At 38.0% G+C, this 15,724-nt stretch carries 15 protein-coding genes and 2 pseudogenes; 10 read left to right on the plus strand and 7 right to left on the minus strand.

What is annotated here, in order from left to right; translation table 11 throughout:
• Both HYI04_RS09725 and HYI04_RS09730 read left to right on the plus strand, forming a co-directional pair.
• Positions 1 to 119: pseudogene (locus HYI04_RS09725) on the plus strand (IS30 family transposase); the annotation flags it as partial.
• Between the two features lie 7 nt (positions 120 to 126).
• Positions 127 to 585, plus strand: a pseudogene (locus tag HYI04_RS09730) (ATP-grasp fold amidoligase family protein); the annotation flags it as partial.
• A 481-nt stretch (positions 586 to 1,066) separates the two neighbouring features.
• Here the strand turns inward: HYI04_RS09730 and HYI04_RS09735 are convergent.
• Complete coding sequence (locus HYI04_RS09735; protein WP_159153260.1) at positions 1,067 to 2,089, minus strand: NAD-dependent epimerase; 1,023 nt, start codon at positions 2,087 to 2,089, stop codon at positions 1,067 to 1,069.
• Positions 2,086 to 3,255 carry a nucleotide sugar dehydrogenase gene (locus HYI04_RS09740; protein WP_178896109.1) on the minus strand — a complete coding sequence of 390 codons (1,170 nt, stop codon included), beginning with the start codon at positions 3,253 to 3,255 and terminating at the stop codon, positions 2,086 to 2,088. Before HYI04_RS09740 ends, HYI04_RS09735 begins: the two co-directional genes overlap by 4 nt.
• 184 nt (positions 3,256 to 3,439) lie before the next feature.
• On the opposite strand from HYI04_RS09740, the gene HYI04_RS09745 reads away from it, so the two are divergent.
• From HYI04_RS09745 to HYI04_RS09760, 4 genes are read left to right on the plus strand one after another with little or no spacing between them, the layout of a single operon-like run.
• Positions 3,440 to 4,213 carry a hypothetical protein gene (locus HYI04_RS09745; protein WP_004983555.1) on the plus strand — a complete coding sequence of 258 codons (774 nt, stop codon included), beginning with the start codon at positions 3,440 to 3,442 and terminating at the stop codon, positions 4,211 to 4,213.
• Between the two features lie 37 nt (positions 4,214 to 4,250).
• A complete protein-coding gene (locus tag HYI04_RS09750) occupies positions 4,251 to 5,222 on the plus strand; it encodes a stealth family protein (RefSeq protein ID WP_178896110.1) in 972 nt (323 codons plus the stop codon).
• A 9-nt stretch (positions 5,223 to 5,231) separates the two neighbouring features.
• Entirely contained in the window at positions 5,232 to 5,996 is a 765-nt protein-coding gene (locus HYI04_RS09755) for a glycosyltransferase family 25 protein (protein WP_178896120.1), read from the plus strand.
• An 11-nt stretch (positions 5,997 to 6,007) separates the two neighbouring features.
• Positions 6,008 to 6,784: a glycosyltransferase family 25 protein gene (locus HYI04_RS09760; protein WP_178896111.1), complete on the plus strand. Its 777-nt coding sequence runs from the start codon at positions 6,008 to 6,010 to the stop codon at positions 6,782 to 6,784.
• Between the two features lie 42 nt (positions 6,785 to 6,826).
• Here HYI04_RS09760 and HYI04_RS09765 read toward each other — a convergent pair whose 3' ends face one another.
• Positions 6,827 to 7,717 carry a glycosyltransferase family 2 protein gene (locus tag HYI04_RS09765; protein WP_218645683.1) on the minus strand — a complete coding sequence of 297 codons (891 nt, stop codon included), beginning with the start codon at positions 7,715 to 7,717 and terminating at the stop codon, positions 6,827 to 6,829.
• A gap of 315 nt (positions 7,718 to 8,032) precedes the next feature.
• On the opposite strand from HYI04_RS09765, the gene rfbB reads away from it, so the two are divergent.
• Genes rfbB through rfbC form a run of 4 tightly spaced genes read left to right on the plus strand, consistent with a single transcriptional unit; the run spans position 8,033 to position 11,429 of the window.
• On the plus strand, positions 8,033 to 9,100 hold the full coding sequence (gene rfbB / locus HYI04_RS09770) for a dTDP-glucose 4,6-dehydratase (RefSeq protein WP_178896112.1): 1,068 nt from the start codon (positions 8,033 to 8,035) through the stop codon (positions 9,098 to 9,100).
• Positions 9,101 to 9,103: 3 nt separating this feature from the next.
• Positions 9,104 to 9,997 carry a dTDP-4-dehydrorhamnose reductase gene (rfbD, locus tag HYI04_RS09775; protein ID WP_178896113.1) on the plus strand — a complete coding sequence of 298 codons (894 nt, stop codon included), beginning with the start codon at positions 9,104 to 9,106 and terminating at the stop codon, positions 9,995 to 9,997.
• The gene (gene rfbA, locus HYI04_RS09780; protein ID WP_062031428.1) at positions 9,994 to 10,878 is read left to right on the plus strand and encodes a glucose-1-phosphate thymidylyltransferase RfbA; all 885 of its coding nucleotides are present in this window, start codon (positions 9,994 to 9,996) and stop codon (positions 10,876 to 10,878) included. Before rfbD ends, rfbA begins: the two co-directional genes overlap by 4 nt.
• Complete coding sequence (rfbC, locus tag HYI04_RS09785; protein ID WP_062031425.1) at positions 10,875 to 11,429, plus strand: dTDP-4-dehydrorhamnose 3,5-epimerase; 555 nt, start codon at positions 10,875 to 10,877, stop codon at positions 11,427 to 11,429. Before rfbA ends, rfbC begins: the two co-directional genes overlap by 4 nt.
• A 74-nt stretch (positions 11,430 to 11,503) precedes the next feature.
• Here rfbC and HYI04_RS09790 read toward each other — a convergent pair whose 3' ends face one another.
• From HYI04_RS09790 to HYI04_RS09805, 4 genes are all read right to left on the minus strand, one after another.
• Positions 11,504 to 13,204, minus strand: a complete 1,701-nt coding sequence (locus HYI04_RS09790) for a glycosyltransferase (protein ID WP_178896114.1) — start codon at positions 13,202 to 13,204, stop codon at positions 11,504 to 11,506.
• A 105-nt stretch (positions 13,205 to 13,309) separates the two neighbouring features.
• Positions 13,310 to 14,323, minus strand: coding sequence for a glycosyltransferase family A protein (locus HYI04_RS09795; RefSeq protein ID WP_178896115.1), 1,014 nt, complete (start codon positions 14,321 to 14,323; stop codon positions 13,310 to 13,312).
• Positions 14,324 to 14,358: 35 nt separating this feature from the next.
• Positions 14,359 to 14,577, minus strand: a complete 219-nt coding sequence (locus HYI04_RS09800) for a hypothetical protein (protein ID WP_004983573.1) — start codon at positions 14,575 to 14,577, stop codon at positions 14,359 to 14,361.
• 151 nt (positions 14,578 to 14,728) lie between these two features.
• Complete coding sequence (locus tag HYI04_RS09805) at positions 14,729 to 15,613, minus strand: lysophospholipid acyltransferase family protein (RefSeq protein WP_178896116.1); 885 nt, start codon at positions 15,611 to 15,613, stop codon at positions 14,729 to 14,731.
• Positions 15,614 to 15,724: the final 111 nt, after the last annotated feature.

Below are 15,724 nucleotides of genomic sequence, written 5' to 3' on the forward strand. Positions count from 1 at the left end.
TTGCCATGTCACTGAATACTCGTCCTAGAAAAGCGTTAGATTGGCTTACACCATTAGAGAAATTTGCTCAGCTTGTTGATTATCATAAGACTTTTCAAACTGTCGCACCTCATGTTTGAATTCGCCATGTATTACCGCAAGCGAGAGTGGCACTATAAAAATATTTCGCCGCTCATTTTGGCAGAGCATTATGTTGATTTATACCGTGATGCTAACACGCATGCCACCATTACAACATGTCGTGTCCATTGTTTTGAGGGGCAGCCTAAGTATATTGAAGTCGATGTACAGGGGCGTGATGGTACAGAGTATTCAAATATTTATGATACCTCTTGGGTGCTACAGCCTTTCACCGTAGATTGTAAAGAGAATACGCCAGAAGCAGTGATAGAACCGTGCAAGATGCATAAAATGGTTGAGCTATCTGAGCAGTTATGTTTGGAATATGGTTATAGTCGAATTGACTTCCTATTGTCACAAGATGAAGTGCTGTTTAGTGAAATCACATTGACCCCAAATGCAGGGCGTATGGTTATTTCTCCTGTTGAGTGGGATGTAAAACTTGGAAAATTATGGCGCTCTTAATCATATATTGATAAATATATGAAAAAAGGAAAATAAATAAATTATTTTTATAAAGGTAGAGTCATCATAGGATTATTTATGATGGCTCTGGTGGTGTTTAATTTGGTATTTCTCTTGAGTAATTTAAACCAATGTTTTGTATAGGTTTAATGTTTTTTGATACTGTAATTTTTAATAAAAGCCATTGCATAAACCTCATCGAGTATAAATAAAAGTTATCCTCTTGCTAAGATGTTGCTATTTAAAAATAAGCTTCGTTTATTTAGTTGAGGATCTTCAACCGAAGGATAGATTTTTTCTACCTCAAAGAATTTGTATAGGTATAGGGGGACAGTTTTGTGTTGGATGGTGATTTAGTAAGAAAAATTTTATAGTGTAACGATCTACAATTTAATTTAAATACATCTGTATTTAAAAACCCTAATTACACAGTAATTAGGGTTTTTATTTTAGATTGGTTTAATTAGCGAGTGGCTTTTATTTAAACCTGATAAAAGTCACGATACCAATCTACAAATTGTTTCACACCATCTTCAACTGAAACAGAGGGTTTATACCCTACACTTTTTTCTAAAGCGCTGCTATCTGCGTAGGTATCAGGTACATCGCCTGCTTGAAGTGGGAGCAGTTCTAAGATGGCTTCTTGGCCAACGGCTTTTTCAATTGCTTGAATATATTCGATGAGTTTCACAGGATTGTTATTGCCGATGTTGAATATACGGAAAGGCGCATTGCTGGTCGCTGGATCTGGGTGATTGCTGTCCCAATTTGGGTTGGCCTTAGCAATTTGATCACTTGAGCGAATCACGCCTTCAGCAATGTCTTCAACAAATGTGAAATCGCGGGTGTGATTACCATGGTTAAATACGGGAATTGATTGACCCGCAATGATGTTTTTGGTGAACTTAAACAGCGCCATATCGGGGCGTCCCCAAGGTCCATAGACTGTAAAGAAACGTAAGCCTGTGGTTGGCAATTGAAATAGGTGACTATAGCTATGCGCCATTAATTCATTTGCACGTTTTGTTGCTGCATAAAACTGAATTGGATGGTCTACGCCATGCTGCTCGCTAAAAGGCATGGTGGTATTTGCACCGTATACGCTGCTGGTGCTGGCATAGGTCAGATGTGGTGTTTTCGCATAGCGGCAAGCTTCAATGATATTGGTAAAGCCAATAATATTGCTTTCTACATAACTCATTGGATTTTCAAGTGAGTAGCGCACGCCTGCTTGTGCAGCCAAGTGAATCACACGGTCAAACTGGTGTTCTTGAAAGCATTGATCAACTGCTGTTTTATCGGCAAGATTGGCTTGAATGAAGTCAAATTGGCCAGCACTTTGCTGAGCAGTTTGATGTAATAAGTCGATACGTGCTTGCTTTAAAGCAGGATCATAATAATCATTCATATTGTCAAAACCGATAACATTATCACCGCGCTCGAGTAGTTTTTTAGAGACATGAAAGCCGATAAAGCCTGCTGCACCTGTTACTAAAACATTCATTCATCGCCTCCAAAAATATCACGGGTATAGATTTTGTCTTCAACATCACTTAAGTCCTGTGACTTACGATTGGCGATGATGACATCACTTTGTTGTTTAAATTGTTCTAAATCATTAATCACTTTGGATTTGAAAAATTCATCTTCATTTAAGGTTGGTTCATAAACAATTACATCAATGCCTTTGGCTTTGATGCGTTTCATGACGCCTTGGATCGCTGACGCACGGAAGTTATCGGAGCCACTTTTCATCACTAAACGATAAATGCCGACGGTATTAGGATTTTTTGCAATGATAGAGTCTGCAATAAAGTCTTTACGGGTACTGTTGGAATCTACAATAGCTTGAATCAGGTTGCTCGGCACTTGATTATAGTTGGCAAGAAGTTGTTTTGTATCCTTCGGTAGACAATAGCCACCATAGCCAAACGATGGGTTGTTATAATGATTGCCAATACGTTGATCTAAACATACGCCTTCAATAATTTGACGGGTATCCAGACCGAAGGACTGGGCATAAGTATCGAGTTCATTAAAGTAAGCGACACGCATCGCGAGATAGGTGTTGGCAAATAACTTAATCGCTTCGGCTTCAGTTGAGTCAGTGAACAATACAGGACTGTCTTTTTTGATTGCCCCTTCGATCAGCATATCTGCAAACAATTGAGCACGTTGTGACTTTTCACCGACAATAATCCGAGATGGATAGAGGTTGTCGTGCAGCGCCTTTCCTTCACGTAAGAACTCAGGGGAAAAGATCACATTTTCAGTATGATATTGTTTTTTGACTTTTTGAGTAAAGCCCACTGGCACTGTTGATTTGATAATCATCGTTGCCTGAGGATTGATCTCGACCACATCTCGAATGACACTTTCCACACTCTGTGTATTGAAATAATTAGTTTGGGTATCATAGTCGGTGGGTGTTGCAATAATGACAAAATCAGCACCTTGGTAGGCCTTATATTTGTCAGTTGTGGCACAAAAATTGAGCGGTTTCTCGCTTAAAAATGTCGATATATCTGCGTCTTGAATCGGAGAGATTTTTTGATTCAACATGTCGACTTTCGTGTCGATGATGTCTAGTGCAATCACTTCATGTTGTTGTGAGAAGATCATGGCATTAGAAAGGCCGACGTAACCTGTGCCTGCAACTGCTATTTTCATATCAACCTGATTATATATTCTTCATATGAGGGCTTAAGTGAACCTTGTAAAGGATTTACATAAAGCGATTGCGTATCATAGCACAAACTATTTTTGAGTATTATGAAGGCTTTGAAAAAGCCATACACTAACTTATTGCAAGAAATGTTATGATACAACGCAGAATGCTGGTGGATGATAGAACATGCAGGAAAACGTAAACGACTCGTTGTCAAAACAGGCTGAAACACAGACAGATCAAAATATTGTGTTATGCATGAAATGGGGCACCAAATATGGGGCTGAGTACGTCAATCGTTTATATAACATGGTGAAGCGTCACACCACGGTTGATTTTAAAATGGTTTGTCTAACAGACCGCACCGAAGGAATCGACCCTGCAGTTGAATGTTTTCCCATTCCACCTTTAGCGCTTCCAGAGGGAAGTCCTGAACGTGGGTGGAATAAATTGTCTACATTCGAGCCAGACTTGTACGGTTTACAAGGTAATGCGCTCTTTTTAGACTTGGATGTAGTGATTGTTGACAATATCGACAGTTTCTTTACCCATCCGGGAGACTTCCTAATTATCCATGACTGGAAACGTCCTTGGCGTATTACAGGTAATAGCTCAGTTTACCGTTTTAAACTGGGCGCTTTTCCTGGATTGATGCCCTATTTTCGTGAGCATTTTGATGAAATTCGTCAAAAATTTCGCAATGAGCAAGCTTATTTGTCTTGGTATGTCGATCAAGAGAAAAAACTTTCTTACTGGCCTGATAGTTGGTGTAAGAGCTACAAATATCACTGTTTGCAAAAAATTCCGTTGGCATACTTTAAACCACCTGTAAAACCTGAAGGGGTTAAGGTCATTATTTTCCATGGTGAAATCAATCCACCTGATGCGATTAATGGTGGTGGTGGAAAATGGTATCGTTATGTATTGCCATCACAGTGGATTAAGGATGCTTGGCAATAATTGTCCATTAGACTCAGATTTTGAAGTGATCAAGTGAATGCAAAATATTGATATCGTGATTGCCTGGGTAGATGGCAATGATCTTGAATTAAAAAAGAAACGCCATAAATATCTGACCGGTGAAGATGCATCTGATGCGGTCAGTGCGACGCGCTTTGCCAGCAATAACGAAATTTATTATAACATCGCCTCCATTTTGAAATATGTACCGTTCTGTCGACATATCTATGTGGTGGCAGATAATCAGCGTCCTGAGTTTATCGATGAATTTGCAGCGCAAGGTTTGTGCGCTGTAGATAAAATTCGTGTGGTTGATCACCGAGAAATTTTCAGAGGTTTTGAAGAATATTTACCGACTTTCAATACCCGTTCTATTGAAAGTATGCTTTGGAATATTGATGGGCTATCGGATTATTTTATCTATCTCAATGATGATTTCTTTTTTAATGCGCCTGCGCAAGTCGAAGACTTTTTAAAAGCGGAAAGCTTGGTGATCTATGGTCATTGGCAAAATAGTTTTGCACTCAAAGCAAAGCTCAAATATCGTCAGCTAATGAGTCGCCAATTTGGAAAGCCAATTCAGCCGAAACATATGATTGCGCAGATGCTTGGTGCGGATGTTTTGGGATTTAAGAAGTTTTTTGAAATCCATCATTATCCACATATTGTAGATCGTCATGCATTAAAAGATTATTTGCTTGAGCATCCACAGCTTTTAGAAACGCAGATCAAGTTTAAATTTCGTAGTGTAGAGCAGTTGAATCCAATTTCATTAATGAACCATATTAAGATTCATAAACAGCAGGCGGAGTTGAAACCAGATCTAGAGTTGGCCTATCTTAAAAATCAGGACAGTTTGAACAGTTTTATACAAGCGCTGCATAATCCTGATATTAAGTACGGTTGTATACAGAGTTTAGATCAGCTCGATAGTGATGCTGCGAATAAAATCAGTACGGCTATGCAGGAAAAATTAGCAGGCTATTTGCCCCATTCAGTTTTAGTTTAAAGGTTCATGATGAAAGTTGTTACTTATTTGATTAATTTGGATGGTAGTCAGGAACGACTTGAACGAGCAACTCAGCAGCTGAATCAAGTCAACTGGCCTTTTGAGCGCTTTTCTGCAGTCGATGGTCGTGGTAAAGAATTAACTGAATTTGCAAACTACGATGATCAAGGGGCGAACGACGTACTTGGTCGTAAATTGATGAATTCAGAGTTGGGCTGCTATTTAAGTCATTATGACTGTGCGGAAAAATTTTTAAGTACAGATGCTGATTATTTGGTGGTGCTTGAAGACGATATGAAAATCAACCAAGACTTCAAAGATAAGCTTGATGGCTTGATTGAGTATCTCGATCAGCATAAAGAGCTGGATTGGTATTTGATTAACATTGCAACCAAAAAGAAAAAGCTAGCTAAAGATATTACGAATGTTGATGGTATGAGCTTGTGGCATGCTTTTTATTTCCCTATTCGTGGTTTAGGTTTGGTTTGGTCACGTCAAGGTGCAGAAGCATTTATGCAAGCTGGGAGAAAAATGACCATGCCTGTCGATATTTTCTTTCAAACATGGCTCAGTAAAAATGGGAAGGGTTTAGGTGTATGGCCTGCTTTAGTGAAACCTGCTGGTTTGGATAGCGATATTTTAGGCACCGTGGCAGAGCAAGGCATTTCTCGGAAAGAAAAAGAAGGGCGTAGTCTTTCTCACGGCATCAAAAAACAAAAACGGATGTGGCGTGATAAATTTTATGCCATGAAGCATTTGGTTGCATCGAAATAAGTAGTATTGGTATGAAAAATATAGTCATCAGCTTAAAGACAGCCACAGCGCGTCGTGAGCACATCGTGCAAGTGTTCGGCAAACAGAATATTGGATTTGAGTTTTTTGATGCGCTAACGCCTGATCTGGCTCGTCCTTTAGCAGAAAAAATGCAGCTTAATATTCAGGAAGAATTTTTAAGTTCAGGCGAATTGGCTTGTTTTATGAGTCATGTCTCGATTTGGCAAAAAATGGTGGATGAGCACATTCCTCATTTGGCTATTTTTGAAGATGATGTATATTTGGGACAGAATGCTGACTATTTTCTAAGTAGCGACACTTGGATTCAGTCCGATTGGCAGATCATTAAACTTGAAGCGTTTGCAAAAAAAATTCTACATGAACGTCAAGGCTTAGATCTAGGAAAACAGCGGAGTCTATTTAAGCTGAAGGGAAGACATGTTGGGGCAGCAGGTTATATTCTAAGCTTAAATGCAGCACAATATTTGATGGCATTATTAAGAAAGGCTGAAATTAAAGAGCCACTGGATCATCTGTTATTTGATCCGCAATATCATACGCAGGGTATGAGTCTGTATCAGATGAAACCTGCTTTATGTATCCAGAGTTATTTATATGACCAAGCTCAAGAGCAGCAGTTTGGTAGTATACTGGAAAATGAGCGTGTGGAGCGTCGTCAAACTGAAAGCAAAGCACGTACCTTTGGCGAGAAATTAGCACGTGAATGGAAGCGATTAAATCAGCAATTACAAACTTCACGCTATAAGAAAACGATTGAATTTAAATAATTTCAACCGCAGTCACGTACTGCGGTTGAATCATTTTTATACTTATTTAAAGTACAACCAATCAACTGATTCTGCTTTGGTTTTTTGAATGCAATCTTTCATTGCATTCCATTTGTCTTTTCTTGACTGATATTTTTTTATGTTGCTGAGAGCAATCAGTCCATAGAGGCGAGCTTTTGATGTTGATTTTTTTTCTAAGGTATTGAGAATTTCATGAAACACATCCGTAGGGTAGTGCTTATATGCAAACAGGATTTTTGACTTAAACCAACGATGATAAAATGCGTAGTCTTTCAGTGGCTCGCTTGATCCACCTTTATGATAAATTTTTAATTCATTGATTTTGATTAAAGGGAGATCTAATTTTTTAACTCTGAGACAGAGATCTTCATCCTCACAATACATAAAAAAGTCAGGATCAAAACCAGAAATTTGATCAAATACTGTTTTTTGTATCAGCAGGAGTGCACCACAGAGCCAATTGGTTTGATTCTCATACCCTAGGTTTTGACCAAATTCGTAGTTTTTATATTCGGAAGTGTCTTTGTCGTCATCATTGAGTTGGCGTGTGGTAATGACGCCATAATTCTGATGTTGTTTTGCATGTTTTAAGAGTTGTTCTAGATAATCCGTTTGTAGCATTCTTAGATCTGGATTGCCTATTAATAACTCGGCACCTTTGGCATGTGCTGCCGCGAGGTTCATTGCACGGCCAAAGCCAATATTGCGCTCAGAACCAATAATCTTAATATTGAGTCCCTGTAGTGTTGCATTTTTTCCAATCACTTCATCTAGTTGTGTATTTTGAACATTGTTTACAATAACGATTTCAAAGGCCTGACTATTAATAGATTGTTCTTTTAAATCAACCAGTAGGCTTTCTATGAAGGTCTCAGTATTATAATTAACAATAAGAATGGATAGTTGGATCATGATTAATCTATTTGAGAGGGAAGCAGTCATCGCCTGACTAGTATACAAGGGTTATTCGAAAAATCATGGTTCGGCTTTTGAAATTTTAAATACAGACAAATCTAAGTTGCATGAACACGATGTGTGTTGCATCAAAACTACATCTTCATGCTCTAAAAGACTGTGTCCAAGTAACGTAGAGGAAATCAAAAAAACATCAATTGAAAGCCTGAAAAGAAAATAATACGTGAAACTCTTTTGACAGGGATAGGTATGGATTGAACATATGTTAAAATCGCGAAAATTTAATATTGAATAATAAGTTAAGGAGGACGCGTGAGAATTCTTGTGACTGGTGGAGCAGGATTTATTGGGTCTGCTGTAATTCGCCATATAATCCAAAACACGGGACATACCGTACTGAATGTCGATAAGCTTACCTATGCTGGAAACCTTGAGTCACTTGCTCTCGTGGAAAACCATGAAAGATATCAATTCAGTCATACAGATATCTGCGATAGGGAAGCATTAGATACTTTATTTGGTGACTTCAAGCCTGATGCCGTCATGCATCTGGCTGCTGAATCACATGTAGACCGCTCTATTTCAGGCCCATTGGATTTTATTGAAACCAATATCATTGGTACATATCAGCTTTTGGAAGCGGCGCGTAAATACTGGCTTAGTTTGAGTGATGATGTAAAACAAGCATTTAGATTTCATCATATTTCGACCGATGAGGTTTATGGTGATTTAGAAGGGACTGCGGATTTATTTACGGAAACGACTTCTTACTCTCCAAGCTCACCTTATTCGGCATCTAAAGCGAGTTCAGATCATTTGGTACGTGCATGGCACCGTACCTATGGTTTGCCTGTGATTGTAACGAATTGCTCCAACAACTATGGCCCTTACCATTTCCCAGAAAAACTTATTCCCCTGATGATTTTAAATGCACTACAGGCTAAAGCTTTGCCTGTGTATGGCAATGGTCAGCAAATCCGTGACTGGCTCTTTGTTGAAGATCATGCACGTGCACTTTATAAAGTCGTTACAGAGGGCGTTGTGGGAGAAACCTATAATATTGGTGGACATAATGAAAAAGCCAATATTGATGTTGTGCATAGCATTTGTGCGTTACTAGAAGAGTTGGCGCCAAATAAACCTGAAGGGATTCAGTCTTATAAAGACTTGATCACCTACGTTACAGATCGACCTGGTCATGATATACGCTATGCGATAGATGCTTCTAAAATTAAAAATGAATTAGGCTGGGTGCCAGAAGAGTCATTTGAAACTGGCTTGCGTAAAACTGTTGAATGGTACTTAAATAATCAAGAATGGGTCTCACACGTACAAAGTGGAGAGTATACATCTTGGTTAGAAAAACATTATCACGGTTAACGCATGAAAATTTTATTATTGGGTAAGAATGGTCAAGTAGGCTGGGAGTTGCAACGTTCCTTAGCACCGTTGGGGGAGCTGATAGCGCTTGATCGACATGGCTTAAATGAGTGGTCTGGGGATTTAAGTCTACCAGAAGATGTTGTTCAAACAATTTTAGCAATGCGACCTGATATTGTTGTGAATGCCAGCGCATATACAGCTGTTGATTTGGCAGAGACAGATCAGGTCACTGCTGATATCGTAAACCACATTGCGGTTCAAAAAATTGCCGAGGCATGTACCCAAATTAATGCATTATTTGTTCATTACTCGACCGATTATGTTTTTAATGGTGATGGGATTAGTGCCTTTACTGAGGATGATAATACGCAACCGATCAATACTTATGGTCAAACCAAAGTACTGGGCGAGCAAGCGATTGTAAATTCAGGTTGCAGACATTTAATTTTTAGAACATCTTGGGTATATGCAGCTAAAGGAAAAAACTTCCTTAAAACGATGTTGATGCTTGCTCAAAATAGAGAAGAACTCTCGGTGATTAATGATCAGATTGGTGCGCCGACATCGGCTGAACTGATTGCAGATGTCACTGCACAGATCATACCGCAAGTTCAATCCTCGCAAGCTAAGACTGGGATTTATCATTTGGTTGCAAGTGGAGAAACAAGCTGGTTTGGTTATGCCAAGTTTATTTTCAAACAGGCACAATTGTTGGGTGAAAACTTAGTGGTCAAACAGGTTCATCCTATTCCGACATCATCTTATCCGACACCAGCCAAACGACCACATAATTCAAGATTGAATAATCAAAAAATTCAAAATACATTTAACCTATATTTGCCTGATTGGCAGTTAGGTGTAGAAAGAACATTAGTGGAGATACTCAAGAAATGAGTTTAAAACGTAAAGGTATTATTCTTGCTGGAGGCTCAGGAACTCGTCTGCACCCTATTACGAAAGGGGTATCGAAGCAACTGTTGCCTATTTATGATAAGCCGATGATTTATTATCCTTTATCAGTGCTGATGTTGGCGGGCATAAAAGAGATTTTGATTATCTCAACACCAGAGGACTTACCAAACTTTGAGAAACTTTTAGGGGATGGTTCTCAATTTGGTATTGAGCTGAGTTATAAAGTTCAACCTTCTCCAGATGGCTTGGCTCAGGCATTCCTGATAGGGGAAGAGTTTATTGGTGATGATCATGTTTGCCTGATTTTAGGAGACAATATTTATTATGGTCAAAACTTTAGTAAACAGTTAAAAGCAGCGAGTGATCTTGAGCATGGTGCTACGGTATTTGGCTACCATGTGACAGACCCAGAGCGCTTTGGTGTGGTTGAATTTGACCCTTCTGGTAAAGTTTTGAGTATCGAAGAAAAACCAACGCAGCCGAAATCGCCCTATGCTGTAACAGGATTATATTTTTACGATAACCGCGTGGTTGAGTTTGCGAAACAAGTCAAGCCTTCACATCGTGGTGAGTTAGAAATTACTGACATTAATAATGCCTACTTAAAAGATGGCTCCTTAAATGTTGAGCTGTTGGGGCGCGGTTTTGCATGGTTAGATACCGGTACACATGAATCGTTGTTAGAGGCTGGACAGTTTGTATACACGATTGAAAAACGTCAGTCGTTGAAAGTGGCTTGTCTCGAAGAAATTGGTTTTCAGCAAGGTTGGATTTCTCGAGAAAAGCTAACTGAAAGTGCTGAAGCGTTGAAAAAAACAGAATATGGGCAATATTTGTTTAAATTGTTGGAAGAGTCGAAGTGAAAGTAGAAACCACCAAAATTGAAGGTCTTTTGATTCTACATCCAAGTGTTTTTGGGGATGATCGTGGTTGGTTTATGGAAAGCTTCAACCAACAGCGATTTGAAACTGCATTAAAAGAGTTAAATTTACCCATTCCTACTTTTGTACAGGATAATCACTCGCTTTCGCAAAAAGGAGTGTTACGTGGGTTGCATTTTCAACGTGAACCCTATGCACAAGGCAAACTTGTACGTGTGGTACAAGGCAAAGTGTGGGATGTTGCGGTTGACATTCGACCTGAGTCAAAGACTTATGGTGAATGGGTTGGTGTAGAGCTGAGTGCAGAAAATAAAACTATGTTCTGGATTCCTGAAGGTTTTGCGCATGGATTTGTCGCACTGGAAGATAATACTCAATTTTTGTATAAAACCACGAACTATTATCATAAAGAAAGTGAAGGTGCGATCCTTTGGAATGATTCCACTTTAGCAATTGATTGGCCTTTAGAGGGCATTGAAGAAGTTTTGGTGAGTGATAAAGATAAAGAAGCTGATTATTTTAAAAATATATAATGTGACTCTGATATAGCTTAATTTAACTTTTCATTAAAAAAGCCTGATTAAATATCAGGCTTTTTTAATGAGGTTCAAGTCTTGGAAATTTTATCTTGAATAGCTTTAATGCTATTGAGGGTCATATCATTGTAGCTAAAACTAGAGAAATGTTTTCTATCCCATAGTGTAGTGCATATATCCTCTTTATGCCCGACAAGATATGGCAATGTAGTAATCACCTTTAAATCAGGCTTATTTTCGATATATCGATCGATTGCGTTGGTTTTAAGATCTTGATTTTTTTCATCCCATCTTAATAAATAATCGTAAACAGGTTGGTGGTAGATATTAAATACGGTTCCTGTGGTTTTGTTGAGCAGGACGTAGTTGGTCAGTTGATTTTTACTTAGTAGACGAATATCTGCTTCTGGGTGAAGGTTAGTCACATGGCCAGAGAAAATATCCCAGTTGAGAGACTTATCATCTAAAACATGATGGATATCCTCAAGCTTCTTTTGGATATCGTCAGGGAATAGCACATCATCTTCACAAATACTTATGTTGTTCCATTGATGATCCCGTGCATAGCGCAACATGTATTTATAACTTAGACCACAGCCAATCCATGGTGTTTTATGGCGGATACCGGGAAAGCTCCATATAGTTGGAATTTTATTTTGCTCTTTATGGAACTCGGCTTGTCGCTCTGTTGACTCAGGCAAACCTAAACACCAAAAGTTTGAAGTTGGATTCCACGTTTGATTCGTGAGCTGATAGAGCGTATTAAAATCGATCAATTCAAGAGATAATAAAACGCGATAAAAATAAAAGTTAAAAATATTTTGATCTTTTTGTACATATTGTTTAATGCGATTTTTTTGTTCAAGATATGCTTCAGTATGGTCTTTCCAGTACTGAATTCTTGTGAGCATATGTTCAACATCACCAATTTCAACAAAGTCGACTAAATCTGCGAGATCTGTATGTTGTTCGAAGTCTGAACTTTTTTCTGAAATAACCAGTGCGTGATTGGAAAGGTATTCATATAAGCGAGTGGTTTCTAGTAAGGCACTTTCATAATAATGAATGTTAATCACAACTTTTGCTTTACGGATTGCATGCCAAACATCTTCACCAAAAGCATTGTTGATGATCTTTACTTTGAATCTCTTTTCTAAAGCCTCTAGGTATACCTTGCGACGATCATTGTTTGTATCTCCATAAAAGAGAACATCATATTCGTGGTTATCACTTGATTCGCTTGCCAAATCAATAGGTGAAATCGGGGTGTAGTAAATATGGCTAAGAGGGAAGCGTTGGTTTAAATAACTGATGTTATTGAGTGAATAATCCATCACCAATAATGACTTTTTCAGCTTTTGCATATTTTCCTGACCGAACCAACGGTCTGAAACAGTTTGCTCCATCTGAAATGAGATATAGCTTTCGGGAAGTTTCTTAAAGGCCTGAGGACAAACAAGGATATGAAAAGAGTCATCGAAGCTCTTAAAATCGGTGCCAATTTTTACTTGATACAGAAGTCCAGCTTTGTCTAAAGCTTGTGATAAGAGTTCGGCAATAAATATGGTGTGCGGTGTGGCAATAATAGTAATCGATTTATTGTTTTCGTATTTCCATCGCTTAAAATTTAGCTCTCCGCGATGTTTATGCCATAAAGATTGAACACCATCTTTCCCATTTTGAATAAACTCTCTTCTGTAAAGTTGCCATGCTTTACCTGTACTACCTTGAGTTGAAATGATGTATTGTAGTGTATTAATAAGTTTTTTCATGAAAATACAGCGTCTTAATTAGAGTTAAGATGGAGAGCACAGTTAAAAGTATAACGTTTTATATTCAATATTAATAAAATATAGTGAAGTATTTAAACGATGAATTTATTTTTTTAACAATTTTTTTATAGGTGCGTCAAAAATAATTGAATATATCAATTTTATAGCCATTTTAAACATAAAAATAGGGAGTAAATAAACTGGTAAAATGTTGCAGGCATCACGTATTGTGGGGATGATTTCATCAAAGTGTCTGCGTCTTATTGCAAAAGAACAATTGCGAACTACTTCTTTGTATAAGAATATTTTGTTTTTTCTATAAATTTGAGGGGTGAGTTCTGAGTCTGATAAGTGATGTTGCCAAAAATCAGAAATTTCTGATCGAAATAAAATAATTTGTCGACGAAGGCGAAATGGCCCAGATGTTTGTTTGGCTGTCGCGATGACACTAGTCGCATGGTATCTAAAATCATTTAAACAGCGACTAGAAAAGTGGATATCTCCACGAGAGACAATTTTTGCCCATACAGACCAGTCCCCAATCAAATTGAGATGAGAGCAAGCTCCTTCAATTTGAAGATAAGTTTGCTTTTTGAATAGTACTGCACTGGCATTTGGAATCGTATTTTTGATATTGAGAAAACGATGGATGTATTCCCAGCCATTCATATCAAAATTATGTTTAAATAATTCTGAATCTAAATCATCTGTATGGCTTTTCCATGAGCCAGTAATCTTACCCTGACTATCCATCCGATGGGATTGGCTATACGCTAAAACAAGATTTGGATTCTGTTGAAAAGGTTCAACTAAGGTTTCTAAAAAGCTAAGATCAGCAACATCATCAGATTCAGCAATCCAAATCAGTTCACCTTGAGCCAATGCCATACCTTTATTCCATTGATGAAAGGTAGAGCCTGAGTTTTTTTCATTGATGATGCAGTGCGATACTTTGGGATGATCTTTATAGGAGAGTAGAATTTCCGCACTTTCGTCTGGAGAAACATCATCCAATAAGATAAGTTCAAAATTTTGATAGGTCTGATTTAATATGCTCTCTATGCGTTGTTTTAAGTACGGAGCATGGTTATAACAGGGAACAATAACACTAACAAACATATAGATATTCAACCAAATCGTCTAAAAATAGGAAATTATTCCTTATCCGCATTTCCCTTCAAGACCATATAAATTAAGCCGACAAAAATGACAAAAGCACCCGCAAGGCTACTTACACAGAAAAAGACAATGCGGTCATAGGTTGTTAAATTAAATAATTGATTGTCTAGAATATAGCGCATGAAAAACCACTGTACGATTGCAAAAACAATTAGCACAATACCACGACGACGGACTTCAGGACGCATAGCCATTTGGTTGCTCACAACTTATCTAAAACAGTGCGCTATTATGCCACTGCTGAGAATTGATCTCAAATAAATAAAAGTAGGCTAATCAAGCTCAAAATAATAATCTTGATTTTGTCCCCCATGCCTTATTTGAATCAGATCGTGATCCATCTAGTTATACATTTGGTTGTTTCTTATACGGATTGATATTGCCATAACAGTTTCGAAAACGTTTATAGGACCAAATGTATTGTTCAGGTGCTTGGTTAATCATATCTTGCATGGCAAGATTTAAACTGTCCACAGATAGCTGTAGATCTTTCGATAAAATATCTTGAGATAATTTTGTACAGTACACATCAAAACTCGCCGCGTCAGTATTACGAATACAACTTAATCCAATCAAATTGCATTGTGTTTTTGCCGCCATTTTAGAGACCAGTGTCGTGGACAAAGTATTCTGCTGGAAAAAATATGAATAAATACCGCCACTAGGTTTTGGCAGATGATCCGGTAAAATCACCGTCAGCCCACCTTGTTTTAAGTGTCTGAAGATACTGCGGATACCCGTTTCATCGGTGGGAACCAGGGTTGCATTAAACTTTTGACGTGCAGCTAGAATATAGCGGTTAATCCCTTTAATTTTATAGGGTTTATACATAATCATTGGTTGCGTATAGACATTTAACCATGCATTTAACAGCTCCCAAGAGCCAAAATGCGGAATAACCACAATCACGCCTTTTTTATTGGCTAAAGCCTCGGTTAGAACAGATTCCCCATGAATATTTTTCAATAAATCTAAGTTGTATTGTGGTGGCATTCCCCAACATTTTAAAAATTCAATATAGGTCTGACACTGGCTTTGAATACTGAGATGAACGCGTTTCTGGAGTGTTATTGGGTCAAGTTCAGGGTAGGCCAACTGAACATTAATGGTGGTGATACGCTTGATTGAAGAGTCACTATAGTAAAGCAGGTGCGCAATTCCGCGTGCGATGTATTGTAAAAAGGACAATGGAAAAAGTGAGATGATTTTAAGTAGATAATAAATAGCCATATTTTGACTCAGAAATCTTTTTAAAAGATGAGATGAGAGAAAATTTTGCAAAGAGACTTAAAAATCTAAGATAGATAAAATCAAAAAAAGATGAGCGTCTTAAGAACAAAA

The organism is Acinetobacter sp. SwsAc2 (assembly GCF_013391465.1).
Lineage (GTDB): Bacteria > Pseudomonadota > Gammaproteobacteria > Pseudomonadales > Moraxellaceae > Acinetobacter > Acinetobacter johnsonii.